Source organism: Stenotrophomonas maltophilia, assembly GCF_023518235.1.
Taxonomy (GTDB): domain Bacteria; phylum Pseudomonadota; class Gammaproteobacteria; order Xanthomonadales; family Xanthomonadaceae; genus Stenotrophomonas.
This window is the reverse complement of the sequence record NZ_CP090423.1, coordinates 3750725-3767265: the sequence shown is the minus strand read 5'-3', so window position 1 is coordinate 3767265 and position 16541 is coordinate 3750725. Positions and strand designations below refer to the sequence as shown.

Genomic DNA, 16541 nt, shown 5'->3' with positions numbered 1-16541 from the left:
CCCCTCTCAATGTTGGTTCGAGCCCCTCGGTCCCCTGCGGATGGGCTCACGCTCCGCCGAGTTCGGCCAGGATCGCCTGGCCACATTCCCTGCTCTGCCACAGCACCTGGCCGATCACGCTGCGCTGGTCGCAGGCCGCCATCAGCAGCAGCGGTGCGCGCCCTTCGGCCTGGATGGCCAGCATCAACACCTTGCCGCCGGCGGCCTCCAGCATCAGCGTCTGCAGATCACCCAGCACCAGTTCCCGCCCCACTGCTGCGGCCAGCGCCAGCATCGCGCTGGTCATCGCCGCCAGCCGTTCGCCGCGTCCTTCGGCGCCGGCGCTGACCAGGGCGAAGCCATCCACGCTGGCCAGCACCACCGTGCGTACCCCCTCCACCCGCTGCCGCAGATCCTGCAACAGCGGTTGCAGGCGCTCGCGCTGACCGGCATCGGGCAGCACCGCCACCTGCCCGTCAGCCATGCGCAGCCACCAGCGCGTGCGCTTCCATCTCACCCATCAGCACATCCATCAGCAGCAACCCCTGTTCGCGGTCACGGGCGTCCACGGCCAGCAGCGGCAGTGGTTGCCCATCCAGGCAGGCGCGTGCGGCCCAGTCGTCGGGTGCGGCGTGCGGCGCCTGGTCGAGGTGGGTGACGGCCACCACCAGTGCCAGCGCCGGCGCGAAGGGGCGCAGCACCTGCAGGTAGTCCTCCAGTTCGGCCGCCACGCCCGCGCGGCGCGCATCCAGCAGCAGCACGGCGCCACGCGCGCCCTGCAGCAGGATCGGCCACAGGAAATCGAAGCGCTGCTGGCCCGGCGTGCCATACAGACGCAGCCGCTCGCCGTTGGGTAGATCGATGTCGGCATAGTCCAGTGCGACGGTCGTCGATGCCTTGTCAGCGCCGAGGCGGTCACTGTTGGCCACATCGGTGTCGATCACCGCACCGGCCGCGATGCTGCGCACCAGCGTTGATTTGCCACTGCCCATTCCGCCCAGCACCACCACCTTGTGCTCACGCATTGCGCTCGCTCCCGCGCAGGTGCCGCCACAGACGGGCGAGCAGGCCGCTGTCGGTACCGGTGCCAGCCCCACCTGTCATCAGGCGGGGCGTGGCCGGGGCCGCCTGCAGTTGGGCGTAGCCGCACAGGTAGGCGGCATGGATGAAATCGCGGACCGCCGCCGCAGGAAGTTCCAGCAGCGTCGCGCATTCTTCAACCGTGCAGGCACGCTTGAGCAGCAGCGAGCACAGGCGGAAGCCATCGTGATCGTGGCCGAGCACGCGGAAGTCGGGCCAGCGCAGCAGCTTCACCGGGGCACCGCGCAGGCGTTCGTCCAGCGCCTGCCAGTGGCGGCTGCGTTGCGCCCACTGCCACAACAGCGGCCGCAGCGGCTGGCGTGGCCGGTTGCCCGCCAGCATCTGCTGGCGCTGCGGCGTCAGCGCGTCCAGCTGCAGTCGCTCGAACGCATCGGCCAGGCGCTCCACCAGCGCCGCCGCCGGTTCCTGCAGCAGCACGCCGTGGTCGTGCTCCAGGTCCATCAGCAGCAGAGGTTCACCGGCATCGCTGAGCAGCACCTGGCCCTGGCGCAGCGGCAGCCGCTCACGCAGCAGGCGGGTGATGGCGTGCGCGCCATCGGCCAGGCGGATCGGTGCAGGCGTGTGCATGGGCAAGGGCTCCGGTGCCAGCTGCATGCCACGCAGCGCGCGGCCGATGGCGCCATCGTCGAGTACATCCTGGTGGCCATCGCCGTCGCGCAGCTGGCCGCCGATGTCCTCGATCCAGCAGTGCAGGCGCGGGCGCTGCTGGCGCATGCGCTGGGCCGCATTGCGCAGCGCGGGCGTATCGCGGATGACCAGCAGATCGCAGTCATCCAGATCCTGGCTGCGACGGATCTGGCCATCCGGCAGGGCCGAGGCCAGGCGCAGCCGCTGCAGCAGGGCGTGCTCGCCCTGGATGTCGGTTCCCACTACCAGCACGCGTGCCATCCGTGTTCCCCGAGCGACCACCTCCCCGGTGGTCTCGCGTCGCCAAGGCTAGGGCATTGCCGGCGAATTTCGTCGTGATCGACTGCTCAGATTGAGGGCCATTGCGAACCCACTCATATCCGTTCTGCGACAGCCATCATGGGCAAGTTTCATGCCGTCTTGACGAGACTGCGACAGCCGACCGATGTCACGGTTCTGGCCACTGGGGAATGGGGTCAGATTCCTCTGCGCGCAGAAGGGATCTGACCCCGGAGGCAAAAAGAAACCCGCGCCGAAGCGCGGGTTCCGAAGTCACACGCGGACGGCGATGGATCAGCCGCGCAGCTGCTCCAGCGCGGCGCTGAAGGTCGCGCTCGGACGCATCGCCTTGCTCGCCTTGGCCACGTCCGGACGGTAGTAGCCACCGATGTCCACGGCCTTGCCCTGCACCGCGATCAGCTCTTCAACGATCTTCTGCTCGTTGTCGGTCAGTGCCTTGGCCAGCGGCGCGAAGCGTGCCTTCAGGGCAGCATCTTCGTCCTGCGCGGCCAGCGCCTGCGCCCAGTACAGCGCGATGTAGAAGTGGCTGCCGCGGTTGTCGATGCCACCGAGCTTGCGCGACGGCGACTTGTCGTTGTCCAGGAACTGGCCGTTGGCTTCGTCCAGCGCCTTGGCCAGCACGCGGGCGGCGGCGTTGTCGTAGCGGTTGCCCAGGTGTTCCAGCGACGCGGCCAGGGCCAGGAACTCACCCAGCGAATCCCAGCGCAGGTAGTCCTCTTCCACGAACTGCTGCACGTGCTTCGGGGCCGAACCACCGGCGCCGGTCTCGAACAGGCCACCACCGGCCATCAGCGGCACGATCGACAGCATTTTGGCGCTGGTGCCCAGCTCCATGATCGGGAACAGGTCGGTCAGGTAGTCGCGCAGCACGTTGCCGGTCACCGAGATGGTGTCCTCGCCCTTGCGGATGCGGGCCAGCGAGAACGCGGTCGCTTCCACCGGCGGCAGGATGCGGATGTCCAGGCCGGTGGTGTCGTGGTTCTTCAGGTAGGTCTCGACCTTGGCGATGACCTGCGCGTCGTGGGCGCGGGCGGCATCCAGCCAGAACACCGCCGGGGTGCTGCTCAGGCGCGCACGTTCGACGGCCAGCTTCACCCAGTCCTGGATCGGCGCGTCCTTGGTCTGGCACATGCGCCAGATGTCACCGGCTTCCACTGCGTGTTCGAACACCACGTTGCCGGCATCGTCGGTGACCTTGACCACGCCGTCGGCGGCGATCTGGAAGGTCTTGTCGTGCGAGCCATATTCCTCGGCCTTCTGCGCCATCAGTCCGACGTTCGGCACCGAGCCCATGGTGGCCGGGTCGAAGGCACCGTGCGCCTTGCAGTCGTCGATGACAGCCTGGTACACACCGGCGTAGCAGCGGTCCGGAATGACCGCCTTGGTGTCCTGCAGCTTGCCTTCGGCATTCCACATCTTGCCGGAGTCGCGGATCATCGCCGGCATCGAGGCGTCAACGATCACGTCGCTCGGCACGTGCAGGTTGGTGATGCCCTTGTCCGAATTGACCATGGCCACGCCCGGACGCTGTGCGTACTCGGCGGCCAGATCGGCTTCGATCGCGGCGCGGGTGGCTTCGGGCAGCGACGGCAGGCGTGCGGCCAGGTCACCGATGCCGTTGTTGGCATCGAAACCGGCCTGCTTGAGCACGTCGGCGTGCTTGGTCAGCACGTCCTTGTAGAACTCGTTGACCGCCACACCGAACATGATCGGGTCGGAGACCTTCATCATGGTCGCCTTCAGGTGCAGCGAGAACAGCACGCCCTGCGCCTTGGCATCGGCGATCTGCTCACCGATGAACGCGGCCAGCGCCTTGCGGCTCATCACCGCGGCATCGACGATCTCACCGGCCTTGACCGCGGTCTTTTCCTTCAGCACGACGGTGCTGCCGTCGTTGCCGTGGAAGGTGATCTTCAGCGAACCGGCATTGGCCAGGGTGGCCGACTTCTCGCTGCCGTAGAAATCACCGGCGGCCATGTGCGCGACGTGCGACTTCGAATCCGACGCCCAGGCGCCCATGCGGTGCGGGTGCTTGCGCGCGTAGTTCTTCACCGACAGCGGTGCGCGGCGGTCGGAGTTGCCTTCGCGCAGCACCGGGTTCACCGCGCTGCCCTTGACCTTGTCGTAGCGCGCCTTGTAGTCGCGCTGCTGGTCGTCGGCCGGGGTTTCCGGGTAATCCGGCAGCGGGTAACCCTGGTCCTGCAGTTCCTTGATGGCCGCCTTCAGCTGCGGCACCGAGGCGGAGATGTTCGGCAGCTTGATGATGTTGGCGTCCGGCGTGGTCGCCAGCTGGCCCAGCTCGGCCAGGTCGTCGCTGACCTTCTGTGCATCGGACAGCAGTTCCGGGAACTGCGAGAGGATGCGGCCGGACAGCGAGATGTCACGGGTTTCCACCACGATGCCGGCGGTGGCGGTGTAGGCGTCGACGATCGGCAGCAGCGACTGGGTCGCCAGGAACGGGGCTTCGTCGGTCAGCGTGTAGAGAATCTTGGACATGGGGGACTTGGACTCTGTAGCAATGCTCAGGGGAAGGCCGGCGCCAGCGCCGGGCCACGTGCAACCGTGTCGCTTTCCCCCGCCGCGGTCAGGGTGGGCGCGCGGCGGGGAAACCCCTGCATTGTCGCGTTTTCAGCCGCGCGGGGCAAAGCCGCGCCATACGCGGCGGTACTGCACGGCGGCAACGCTGTGATCCATCCACGCGTGGCGCGGATCTACGCAGGCGGCCTGGTGTGCATCCACCTGCCATGCCCGGGTAGATCCACGCCATGCGTGGATGGGCCTGGCCATCGCCCAATAAAAAGGACGCAGCCTCGCGGCTGCGTCCATCGTGAGCCCTGCCGGGAGAGAGTCGGCAGAACTTACTTGACCTCGAACTCCTGCGGCGTTCCGGCCGCCTTACCATCAACCATGACTTCAGCACGGTACTTGCCCGCCGGCCAGCCATTGGCATTCTTGAAGGTGATGTTGGTGGTCTCGGCACCACTGGTGTTCAGCGTGGCGTTCTGCTCGCCGGCCACCTGGCCGTCCTGGAAGGTCAGCTTGGCGCCAACCGCGACATTGTTTGCACTGCCGTCGGTCCGCACGGACACGACCACGTCGTCCTTCGGCGCGAACAGGGCAACCGGTGCCACCGACTTGTCGGCCGCAGCAGTCTTGCCAACGGTCACGGTGGAGACGGTGACGGCTGCAGCCATCGGCGGCGGCGCACCGGTCATCGGTGCCGGCGCCGGCTCGGCCGGGGCGGTCGCAGCCGGTGCCGCGTTGCTGTCGGTGGACTCTTCCTTCTTCTTGCAACCAACCAGGGCAACGCTGCCCAGCAGGGCGGCGATCAGGGCGGTCTGGAGCGGGGTGGTCTTGATCATTCGGGGTTCCTCCCAGGGATTGTCGGACGGCGTTCGATCGCCGGCTTACTTCGGCGGCAGCTTCAGGGTCTGGCCCGGGAAAATCTTGTCCGGGTCATCGAGCACATCGCGGTTGGCTTCGAAGATCTTCTTCCAGGCATTGGCATCACCCAGGTGCTGCTTGGCGATCTTTGACAGCGAATCGCCCTTCTGCACGGTGTAGGTGCCGCCGCTCACAACGTCGGCGGTACTGTCCACCGAAGCGCTGACGCCGGAGAAGTCCGCCTTCGGTACCTGCTGGGCGGTGCTGTCGACGCTGCCACTGACGCCGGAGAAATCGGCTTTCTTCTCGGTACTCATCCACAACTCCCGTCTGCATGACTACGTGGCTTGCACGGTGCCATGGCGGCTGTTAAATGGGGATGGTGCAGATGTGAAGCCGCCCCCGGGGGCGGCTGAACAATCGGGAGAGCCGGATGCCCGGTAGTGCCGGCCGCTGGCCGGTTTGCCCCTGCCCTGGACGCGGGCTCCTTGCGGTTGCCGGCCAGCGACCGGCACTAGCGGTTACTGGCGCAGTTCGCGGTAGGTCGCGGCCGGGACGGCGATGCCGGGGCTGGCACGCCAGGGATTGATATCCAGGCCACCACGGCGGGTGTAGCGGGCCTCCACTTCCAGCCATTGCGGCTGGCAGCGCGCGGACACCTCGCTGAAGATGCGCTCAACGCACTGCTCGTGGAACTCGGCGTGCTCGCGATAACTGACCAGATAGCGCAGCAGGCCGGCACGGTCGATCTTCGGCCCGCGGTAACGCAGGCTGACCGTGGCCCAGTCCGGCTGGCCGGTGACCGGGCAGTTGGACTTCAGCAACGCCGAGACCAGGGTCTCCTCCACCACCTCGCCCGCAGCGGCGGCAAGGAAATCGGCCTGCGGTGGGCCGTAGCAGTCGATCTCCAGTTCCAGACCATCGATGGATTCGCCCAGCGGCGCCTCGCGCAGTTCCGGCAGGCCGAATGCCACCTGCACCGGCGCACCGGCACAGGCTGACAGATCGGCAGCGATGCGCGCGCGCAGTGCTTCGGCGCTGTCGATGCGGGTGCTGTTGAGGGAATTCAGGTACAGCTTGAACGACTTCGATTCGATCAGCCGCGGCGAGGTGCATGGCACCTGCACGGTGGCGACGGCGACCTGCGGCTTGCCGCGCGGATCGAGCCAGCTCAGCTCGAAGGCATGCCAGCGGTCATGGCCGACGAACGGCAGCGCGGTGTCATCGAGGCCGATCTCGGCGCGGGCGCCGCTGCGGGGGATGGGAAACAGCAGGCCGGGATCGTACTGCGACGGGTAACTGACCTCGCGACCGAGGCTGGAGTCCTGGGGGGTGTTCATGGGTGCCATTGTATCGCGGCGGGGGCGGGCCTTCGGCCGGGCCGGCCCACGGCGGAGCCCCTCCGTGGTTAACAGCAGGATATCGGGGTTGGCCGGGAGGGCGGGTTGGCTGGGGGACGCTGCAAGTACGTCCATGTAAGCTCGGTCGCCGCATCCATGCGGCTCACGCCCCCAGCCAACCCGCCCTCCCGGCCACGGACAGTTTTCCGCGTCACCACGGGAAAGATCAGGAAAATCAAGATCAAAAGCAGAAGCCGTTCCTTCAGACGTTCATGACGTCCGCCGTGTCGACCAAGGTCGACACCCACCAAAGCAGGATGTCGTTCCGACAGCCGCGGGAAACTGTCGAAGGCGGGGTGGGTCCGGTTGAGGGGGTGTGAGCGGCATGGATGCCGCGACCAAGCCTACATGGACGTATTTACGGCGTCCCCCTCAACCGGACCCACCCCGCCTACCCTCAGGAAACCAGCTTCTGCCTTGGACGTTGACGTTGATCTGCAGCGGGCGCAGGGCTGCAAGCCCTGCCAACACCCCTCACCCCGCCGGGGTGCCGACTCCGTGCAGGTAATCCAGGCTCACCTGCAGCAGCGCGCGGAACCCGACATCCAACGCCTTCTCGTCCAGCAGGAACTTCGGCGAATGGTTCGCCGGCGCCGTCGCCGGGTCGATGCCCACACTGGTGGAACCGACGAAGAAGAACATGCCCGGCACTTCCTTGGCGTACAGCGAGAAATCCTCCGCCCCCATCTGCAGCGGCGGCTCATACACGTTGTCCTTGCCGACCACCGCCTGCAGGCTCGGCAGCATCTTCGCGGTCAATGCCGGGTCGTTCACCGTGGCCGGGTTGCCTTCCGATTCGTAGATGTCGGTCACCGCCTTCGCACCGTGCGCGGCGGCGGTGTGTTCGGCCACGTTGCGCAGGTCGGCGAAGATCTGCTGGCGCATGCCTTCATCGAAGGTGCGGATGGTGCCGACCATCTCCACCTCATCGGGAATGATGTTGTAGCGGATGCCACCGTTGATCGCGCCGAAGGTCAGCACCGCCGGCTGCTTGGACAGGTTGGCGCGACGGCTGACGATGGTCTGTGCGGTACCCACCAGATCGGCGGTGGCCACGATCGGATCAACGCCGTTCCACGGTGCCGAGCCATGGGTCTGGCGGCCGATCACCTTGATCCCGAAGCGGTCGGAGGCGGCCATCAACGGGCCACCGCGCACCGCGATCTGCCCGGCCTGCACGCTGGAGAACACATGCAGGCCGAACACCGCCTCCGGCTTGAAGTCGGCGAACAGGCCTTCCTTCAGCATCAGCGCCGCACCGCCCTCTTCCGGCGGCGGCGCGCCTTCCTCGGCCGGCTGGAAGATCAGCATCACCTGGCCGGGCAGATCCTTCTTCATCGATACCAGCGCCTGGGCCACGCCCAGCAGCGTGGCGGTGTGCGCGTCATGGCCGCAGGCATGCATCACGCCCACGGTCTGGCCGCGGTACTGGTCGGTCGCCTTTGACGCGAACGGCAGTCCGGTCTGCTCGGTCACCGGCAGCGCGTCCATGTCCGCACGCAGGGCGATCTTCGGGCCCGGCTTGCCGCCCTCGATGATCGCCACCACGCCGTGATGGGCAATGCCGGTCTTCGGCTTCAGGCCCATCGCACGCAGGCGCTTGGCGACCTCTGCCGAAGTGCGCGCCTCGCGGTTGGACAGCTCCGGGTGCTGGTGGAAGTCACGGCGCCATTCGACCACCTGGGCCTGCAGCCGCTGTGCGGTGGCGGTCACCTCCGGGCGCTGCCCGTCCTGGGCGTGGGCAAGGGCCGGCAGGGCCAGCAGCAGGGCGGACAGCAGCAACGAACGGCGCATCGCGATCTCCACAGCAAGGGGGTTCCAGCTGAATGTAGGGCAACACCGCGGCCACGGGAACCTCCGGCGCTGGATCCGGTCTTAGCGCCCGTCCCATCCGTCATGCAGGAAACGCGATGTGGCACAGGTATGCTTTGCGCATTGCCGCCGGCGCCCCGCCCGGTCCAGTCCTCTCGGAGTCCTCGTAATGTCACGTGTTTGGAAGATCGTGCTGCTGGTCGTGGCGGTGCTGGTGCTGGCCGTGGTCGGCCTGCGCGTCATGGGCGGCGGCAAGGACAAGGCTGGAAAACCCGCAGCGGGTGCGCGCCAGGGCGGTGAAGACCCGGATGCCGGCCCGGTGCCGGTCACCGTGGTCGATGCCACGCGCCAGGACGTGCCGGTGTATGCCAGCGCACTGGGCACGGTGACCGCGATGAACACCGTCACGGTCAGCCCACAGGTCGGCGGCCAGCTGATGAGCCTCAATTTCCGCGAAGGCCAGGAGGTGAAGCAGGGTGACGTGCTGGCGGTGATCGACCCGCGCACCGCACAGGCCAGCTACGACCAGGCCGCGGCCGCCAAGCGCCAGAACGATGCGCTGCTGGCCACCGCGCGCTCCAACTACCAGCGCTCGAACGCGCCGGAGTATCGCCAGTTCGTGGCCAAGACCGATCTGGATACACAGCGTAACCAAGTGGCACAGTACGAAAGCGCGGTGGCCGCCAACGAGGCCAGCATGCGCTCGGCACAGGTGCAGCTGCAGTACACCAAGGTCACCGCACCGATCACCGGCATCGCCGGCATCCGCGCGGTCGACGCCGGCAACGTGGTCAACGCCGGCACCGCACTGGTCACGCTGACCCAGATCCATCCGATCCACGTGCTGTTCAACCTGCCCGAGCGCCAGCTCGGCGATGTGCGCCAGGCGCAGGCCGCCGGCACGGTACCGGTGGCCGCGCTGGACCGCGCCGATTCGCACGTATTGTCCGGCGACGGCAAGCTCGACGTGGTCGACAACCTGATCAGTGCCGACAGCGGCACGTTCAAGGCGCGGGCCCTGTTCGACAACACCGACAACGGCCTGTGGCCGGGCCAGTTCGTCAACGTGCGCATGCAGCTGCGCACGATCAGCGGTGGCGTGGTCATCCCCACCCAGGCGGTGCTGCGTGGCCCGGACGGCGAGTACGTCTACATCGTGCAGGGCGACAACACGGTAAAGATGCAGACTGTGCGCAGCGGCGTGGAAGTGGGCGACAGCCAGGTGCAGATCGCAGAAGGCCTGAAGGGCGGCGAGCGGGTGGTCAGTGAAGGCCAGTTCCGCCTGAAGCCGGGCAGCAAGGTCACCGCACTGAAGCCGGGCGAGACCCCGGCCGCACCGACCGAGGCCGAACTGAAGGCGGCCGAGCAGAAGAACGCAGGCGGCGGTGGCCGTCGCGGTGGTGGCCCGCGCTGAGCGCAGGCCACTGATCTCCCTCGCGCCGGCGAACCTGCCGGCGCCGACATTGAAGTGCCAGCAAGGATCAGTCCGTGGGCTTTTCGACGATCTTCATCCGCCGCCCGATCGCCACCTCGCTGTTGATGGCGGGCCTGTTGCTGCTGGGCATCCTCGGTTACCGCAAGCTGCCGGTGTCGGCGCTGCCGGAAATCGATGCGCCCAGTCTGGTGGTCACCACCCAGTACCCCGGTGCGAACGCCACCACCATGGCCTCGCTGGTCACCACCCCGCTGGAGCGCCAGTTCGGGCAGATTTCCGGGCTGGAGCTGATGACGTCGGACTCGTCGGCCGGGTTGTCCACGATCATCCTGCAGTTCTCGATGGACCGGAACATCGACATCGCCGCGCAGGACGTGCAGGCGGCGATCCGCCAGGCCACCCTGCCCTCGTCGCTGCCCTACCAGCCGGTCTACAACCGGGTGAACCCGGCCGACGCGGCCATCGTCACCCTGAAGCTGACCTCTGACACGCGCCCGCTGCGCGACGTCAACAATTACGCCGATTCGATCCTGGCCCAGCGCCTGTCGCAGGTGCAGGGCGTGGGCCTGGTCTCGATTGCCGGCAACGTGCGCCCGGCCGTGCGCATCCAGGTCAATCCGGCACAGCTGTCGAACATGGGCCTGACCCTGGAGGAACTGCGCAGCGCGCTGACCCAGGCCAACGTCAATGCGCCGAAGGGTTCGTTGAACGGCAAGACCCAGTCCTACAGCATCGGCACCAACGACCAGCTGGCCAGCGCCGCCGAGTACCGCGACACCATCATCAGCTACAAGAACGGCCGCCCGGTGCGGCTGTCCGACGTAGCGCAGGTGGTCGATGGCGTGGAGAACGACCAGCTGGCCGCGTGGGCCGATGGCAAGCCGGCGGTGCTGCTGGAAGTGCGCCGCCAGCCGGGCGCCAACATCGTGCAGACCGTCGAGCGCATCCGCGCCATCCTGCCGCAGCTGCAGGGCGTGCTGCCGGCCGACGTGCACCTGGAGATCTTCAACGACCGCACCGAGACCATCCGCGCCTCGGTGCATGAAGTGCAGTTCACCCTGATCCTGACCATCGGCCTGGTGGTGGCGGTGATCTTCGTGTTCCTGCGCCGGCTGTGGGCCACGATCATTCCCTCGGTGGCAGTACCGCTGTCGCTGGCCGGCACCTTCGCGGTGATGGCCTTCGCCGGCATGTCGCTGGACAACCTCTCGCTGATGGCGCTGGTGGTGGCCACCGGCTTCGTGGTCGACGATGCGATCGTGATGATCGAGAACATCGTGCGTTACATCGAGCAGGGCAAGAGTGGCAAGGAAGCGGCCGAGATCGGCGCGCGCCAGATCGGCTTCACCGTGCTGTCACTGACCGTGTCGCTGGTGGCGGTGTTCCTGCCACTGCTGCTGATGCCCGGTGTCACCGGTCGCCTGTTCCACGAGTTCGCCTGGGTGCTGAGCATCGCCGTGGTGCTGTCGATGCTGATCTCGCTGACGCTCACCCCGATGATGTGCGCCTACCTGCTCAAGCCCGACGCGCTTCCCGAGGGCGAAGACGCGCACGAGCGCGCAGCGGCGGCCGGCAAGCAGAACCTGTGGACGCGCACCGTCGGCCTGTACGAACGCAGCCTGGACTGGGTGCTGGACCACCAGCGCGCCACTCTGGCCGTGGCGGGCGGTGCGCTGGTGCTGACCGTGCTGCTGTACGTGCTGATTCCCAAGGGCCTGCTGCCCGAACAGGACACGGGCCTGATCACCGGCGTGGTGCAGGCCGACCAGAACATCGCCTTCCCGCAGATGGAACAGCGCACCAAACAGGTGGCCGAAGCGCTGCGCCAGGACCCGGACGTCACCGGCGTATCGGCCTTCATCGGCGCCGGCAGCATGAACCCCACCCTCAACCAGGGCCAGCTGTCGATCGTGCTGAAGGAACGCAGCCAGCGCGATGGCCTGGAGGAGATCCTGCCGCGTCTGCAGAAGGCGGTGGCCGGTATTCCGGGCGTGGCGCTGTACCTGAAGCCGGTGCAGGACGTGACCCTGGATACCCGCGTGGCCGCCACCGAGTACCAGTACTCGCTGTCGGACGTGGATTCGGCGACGGTCGCGACCCAGGCCACGCGACTGACCGAAGCGCTGCGCAAGCGCCCGGAGCTGGCTGACGTCGACAACAACCTGTCCAACCAGGGTCGCGCGCTTGAACTGAACATCGACCGCGACAAGGCCAGCGTGCTCGGCGTGCCGATGCAGACCATCGACGACACGCTCTACGATGCGTTCGGCCAGCGCCAGATTTCGACCATCTTCACCGAGCTCAACCAGTATCGCGTGGTGCTGGAAGTGGCACCGGAGTTCCGCACCAGCACCGCACTGATGGAGCAGCTGGCGGTCGCCTCCAACGGCGCCGGCGCATTGACCGGCACCAACGCCACCAGCTTTGGCCAGGTCACCTCGTCCAACTCGTCCACCGCCACCGGCATCGGCGCGCAGAACACCGGCATCACCGTCGGCGCCGGCAACATCATCCCGCTGTCGGCGCTGGCCGAAGGCAAGGTCAGCAGTGCGCCGCTGGTGGTCAGCCACCAGCAGCAGCTGCCGGCGGTGACGGTCTCGTTCAACGTGGCGCCGGGCTATTCGCTGTCCGAAGCGGTGCGTGCGATCCAGGAGACCAAGGACAGCCTGGATATGCCGACCCATCTGCATGCCGAGTTCATCGGCAAGGCCGCCGAGTTCACCGGCAGCCAGACCGACGTGGTGTGGCTGCTGCTGGCCTCGCTGGTGGTGATCTACATCGTGCTGGGCGTGCTGTACGAGAGCTACATCCACCCGATCACGATCATCTCCACGCTGCCGCCGGCCGGCGTCGGCGCGCTGCTGGCGCTGATGCTGTGCGGCCTGAGCCTGTCGGTGGACGGCATTGTCGGCATCGTGCTGTTGATCGGTATCGTCAAGAAGAACGGCATCATGATGGTGGACTTCGCGATCGAGGCGCGCCGTGCCGGTGCCAACGCGCAAGAAGCGATCCGCCGCGCCTGCCTGCTGCGCTTCCGCCCGATCATGATGACCACCGCCGCAGCCATGCTCGGCGCACTGCCGCTGGCACTGGGTACCGGCATCGGTTCGGAACTGCGCCGCCCGCTCGGCATCGCCATCGTCGGCGGCCTGCTGTTGTCGCAGCTGGTCACGCTGTACACCACGCCGGTGATCTACCTGTACATGGAGCGCTTCTCCGAGTGGCTGGCGCGCCGCCGCGAACAGCGTGCGCTGCGCAACGGTTCACTGCAGGAGCCGCAGGCATGATCCACGCCCCGCTGCTGCGGGGGGCCGCACGATGAACCTGTCCGGTCCCTTCATCCGCCGCCCGATCGGCACCGCGCTGCTGGCCATCGGCCTGTTCATGGTTGGCCTGATCTGCTATCTGCGCCTGGGCGTGTCGGCGCTGCCGAACATCGAGATCCCGGTGATCTTCGTGCACGCCAGCCAGTCCGGCGCGGACGCGGCGACCATGGCCAGCACGGTCACCGCGCCGCTGGAACGCCACCTCGGCCAGCTGCCGGGCATCGACCGCATGCGCTCGTCGAGCTCGGAAGGCAGCTCGCTGGTATTCATGATCTTCCAGAGCGGCCACAACATCGATTCGGCCGCACTGGACGTACAGACCGCGATCAACTCGGCGCAGGCCGACCTGCCTTCGGGCATGGGCTCGCCGATGTACCAGAAGGCGAACCCGAACGACGACCCGGTGATCGCCATCGCGCTGACCTCGCAGACGCAGTCGGCCGACGAGCTGTACAACGTGGCCGATTCGCTGCTGGCCCAGCGTATCCGCCAGATCAGCGGCGTCGCCTCGGTCGACATCGCCGGCGCCTCGACGCCGGCCGTGCGCGTGGACGTCAACCTGCGCCTGATGAACGCGCTGGGGCTGACCGCCGACGATCTGCGCAATGCAGTGCGCGCGGCCAACGTCACCTCGCCCACCGGCTTCCTCAGCGACGGCAACACCACCACCGCGATCATCGCCAACGACTCGGTGGCGCGCGCCGCCGACTTCGCCGAGCTGGTGGTCAAGACCCAGGGCGATGGCCGGGTGATCCGCCTGAAGGACATCGCCAACGTCTACGACGGCCAGCAGGACGCCTACCAGGCAGCGTGGTTCGACGACAAACCGGCGGTGGTGATGTACGTGTTCACCCGTGCCGGCGCCAACATCGTGGAGACCGTGGACCGGGTCAAGGCGCAGATTCCGACCCTGCGCGACTACCTGCAGCCGGGCACCACGATGACGCCGTACTTCGACCGTACGCCGACCATCCGTTCGTCGCTGCATGAAGTGCAGATCACCTTGCTGATCAGCCTGGCGATGGTGGTGCTGACCATGGCGCTGTTCCTGCGCCGGCTGGCACCGACGCTGATCGCCGCGGTGACCGTACCGCTGTCGCTGGCCGGTGCCGCGCTGGTGATGTACGTGATGGGTTTCACCCTGAACAACCTGAGCCTGCTGGCGCTGGTGATCGCGATTGGGTTTGTGGTCGACGATGCGATCGTGGTGATCGAGAACATCATGCGCCACCTCGACGAGGGCATGCCGCGCATGCAGGCGGCGCTGACCGGTGCACGCGAGATCGGCTTCACCATCGTTTCGATCACCGCCTCGCTGGTGGCGGTGTTCATCCCGCTGCTGTTCGCCAGCGGCATGATGGGCGCGTTCTTCCGCGAATTCACCGTCACCCTGGTGGCGGCGATCGTGGTGTCGATGATCGTCTCGCTGACATTGACCCCGGCGCTGTGCAGCCGCTTCCTCAGCGCCCACGATCACGCTGCACCGCCGTCGCGCTTCGGCCGCTGGCTCGATGCCGGCCACGAACGCATGCTGCGCGTGTACACCGTGTTCCTGGACTTCTCGCTGCGCCATGCGCTGCTGATGTCGCTGACCCCGCTGATCCTGATCGGCGTCACCGTGTTCCTGTTCGGTGCGGTGAAGAAGGGGGCATTCCCGCCGCAGGACACCGGCCTGATCTGGGGCCGCGCCAACTCCAGCGCCACCGTGTCTTTCGAAGACATGGTCGCCCGCCAGCGCCGCATCACCGACATGCTGATGGCCGACCCGGCGGTGAAGACCGTGGGCGTGCGCCTGGGCAGTGGCCGCCAGGGCTCCAGCGCGCAGTTCAACATCGAGCTGAAGTCGCGCAGCGACGGCCGCCGCGAAACCACCGCGCATGCGCTGGCGCGGCTCAGTGCCAAGGCCGACCGCTACCCCGACCTGCAGCTGCGCCTGCGCGCGATCCAGGATCTGCCCAGCAACGATGGCGGCGGTTCCAGCCAGGGCGCGCAGTACCGTATTTCCCTGCAGGGCAACGACCTGGCCGCATTGCAGGAATGGCTGCCCAAGCTGCAGGCGGAACTGAAGAAGAACCCGAAGCTGCGCGACGTCGGCACCGATGTGGACAACGCCGGCCTGCGCCAGAACATCCAGATCGACCGCGCCAAGGCCGCGCGGCTGGGCATCACCGTCGGCGCCATCGACGGCGCACTGTACGGCGCGTTCGGCCAGCGCCAGATCTCGACCATCTACTCGGATATCAACCAGTACAGCGTGGTGGTCAACGCCCTGCCCTCGCAGACCGCCACCCCGGCAGCGCTGGACGAGGTGTACGTGCGTGCGCGCAACGGCGACATGGTGCCGATCACCGCGGTGGCCACCCAGGTTCCGGGCCTGGCACCGTCGCAGATCACCCACGAAAACCAGTACACGACGATGGACCTGAGCTACAACCTGGCCCCCGACGTGAGCATGGGCGAGGCCAAGGCGATCATCGATGCGACCGTGGCCGGCATGCGCATGCCGGGCGACATCCGCCTGGCCGACGATGCCGGCTTCGGCTTCAACTCCGACCCCAGCGACATGCTGATCCTGGTGCTGGCGGCGATCCTGACCGTGTACCTGGTGCTGGGCATGCTCTACGAGAGCCTGATCCACCCGGTCACCATCCTGTCGACGCTGCCGGCGGCGGGGGTGGGCGCGCTGCTGGCCCTGTTCGGTACCAACACCGAGCTGTCGGTGATCTCGATGATCGCGCTGGTGCTGCTGATCGGCATCGTCAAGAAGAACGCGATCATGATGATCGACTTCGCGCTGGTGGCACAGCGCGAGCACGGCCTAGCACCACGCGATGCCGCGCGCGAAGCGAGCATCGTGCGCTTCCGCCCGATCATGATGACCACGATGGTGGCGATCCTGGCGGCGGTGCCGTTGGCGATCGGCCTGGGCGAAGGCTCTGAGCTGCGGCGCCCACTGGGCATCGCGATGATCGGTGGCCTGCTGTTCTCGCAGAGCCTGACCCTGCTCAGCACGCCGGCGCTGTACGTGATCTTCTCCTGCCTGGCCGAGCGCTGGCGGGCACGGCGCGCGCGCAGGCGCGAAGCGAAGCTGCTCAAGCGCGCGCAGCTTCGGTAGCGCCGGCCGCTGGCCGGCTTTGCCGACGCCCACGCCATGGGGTTGATCTGGGGGCCAGCGGC

11 protein-coding genes are annotated in these 16541 nt (G+C 67.3%); 3 read left to right on the top strand and 8 right to left on the bottom strand.

Annotated features, from left to right (window positions below):
• Window positions 1–46: 46 nt before the first annotated feature.
• The 8 genes from LZ605_RS17575 to LZ605_RS17540 all read right to left on the bottom strand — a co-directional run bounded on the left by LZ605_RS17575 (window position 47) and on the right by LZ605_RS17540 (window position 8585).
• Window positions 47–463, bottom strand: coding sequence for a roadblock/LC7 domain-containing protein (locus tag LZ605_RS17575; RefSeq protein ID WP_107233247.1), 417 nt, complete (start codon window positions 461–463; stop codon window positions 47–49).
• On the bottom strand, window positions 456–1004 hold the full coding sequence (locus tag LZ605_RS17570) for a GTP-binding protein (RefSeq protein WP_249842672.1): 549 nt from the start codon (window positions 1002–1004) through the stop codon (window positions 456–458). Before LZ605_RS17570 ends, LZ605_RS17575 begins: the two co-directional genes overlap by 8 nt.
• Window positions 997–1968: a hypothetical protein gene (locus LZ605_RS17565; RefSeq protein ID WP_249842671.1), complete on the bottom strand. Its 972-nt coding sequence runs from the start codon at window positions 1966–1968 to the stop codon at window positions 997–999. The genes LZ605_RS17570 and LZ605_RS17565 overlap by 8 nt, the downstream gene beginning before the upstream one ends.
• Window positions 1969–2280: 312 nt before the next feature.
• A complete protein-coding gene (locus LZ605_RS17560) occupies window positions 2281–4503 on the bottom strand; it encodes an NADP-dependent isocitrate dehydrogenase (RefSeq protein WP_249842670.1) in 2223 nt (740 codons plus the stop codon).
• A 362-nt stretch (window positions 4504–4865) separates the two neighbouring features.
• Window positions 4866–5369, bottom strand: coding sequence for a hypothetical protein (locus tag LZ605_RS17555; protein ID WP_249842669.1), 504 nt, complete (start codon window positions 5367–5369; stop codon window positions 4866–4868).
• Between the two features lie 45 nt (window positions 5370–5414).
• Entirely contained in the window at window positions 5415–5708 is a 294-nt protein-coding gene (locus LZ605_RS17550; RefSeq protein ID WP_107233252.1) for a LysM peptidoglycan-binding domain-containing protein, read from the bottom strand.
• 204 nt (window positions 5709–5912) lie between these two features.
• Complete coding sequence (queF, locus tag LZ605_RS17545) at window positions 5913–6731, bottom strand: NADPH-dependent 7-cyano-7-deazaguanine reductase QueF (protein ID WP_249842668.1); 819 nt, start codon at window positions 6729–6731, stop codon at window positions 5913–5915.
• A gap of 534 nt (window positions 6732–7265) precedes the next feature.
• Window positions 7266–8585 (bottom strand): M20 family metallopeptidase, encoded by a 1320-nt coding sequence (locus LZ605_RS17540; RefSeq protein WP_249842667.1) that lies wholly within the window; start codon window positions 8583–8585, stop codon window positions 7266–7268.
• Window positions 8586–8772: 187 nt separating this feature from the next.
• Here LZ605_RS17540 and LZ605_RS17535 point away from each other — a divergent pair, with 187 nt between their 5' ends.
• From LZ605_RS17535 to LZ605_RS17525, 3 genes are all read left to right on the top strand, one after another.
• Window positions 8773–10017 (top strand): efflux RND transporter periplasmic adaptor subunit, encoded by a 1245-nt coding sequence (locus tag LZ605_RS17535; protein WP_249842666.1) that lies wholly within the window; start codon window positions 8773–8775, stop codon window positions 10015–10017.
• Between the two features lie 74 nt (window positions 10018–10091).
• A complete protein-coding gene (locus tag LZ605_RS17530; RefSeq protein ID WP_249842665.1) occupies window positions 10092–13325 on the top strand; it encodes an efflux RND transporter permease subunit in 3234 nt (1077 codons plus the stop codon).
• A 31-nt stretch (window positions 13326–13356) separates the two neighbouring features.
• A complete protein-coding gene (locus LZ605_RS17525; protein ID WP_249842664.1) occupies window positions 13357–16479 on the top strand; it encodes an efflux RND transporter permease subunit in 3123 nt (1040 codons plus the stop codon).
• Window positions 16480–16541 lie beyond the last annotated feature (62 nt).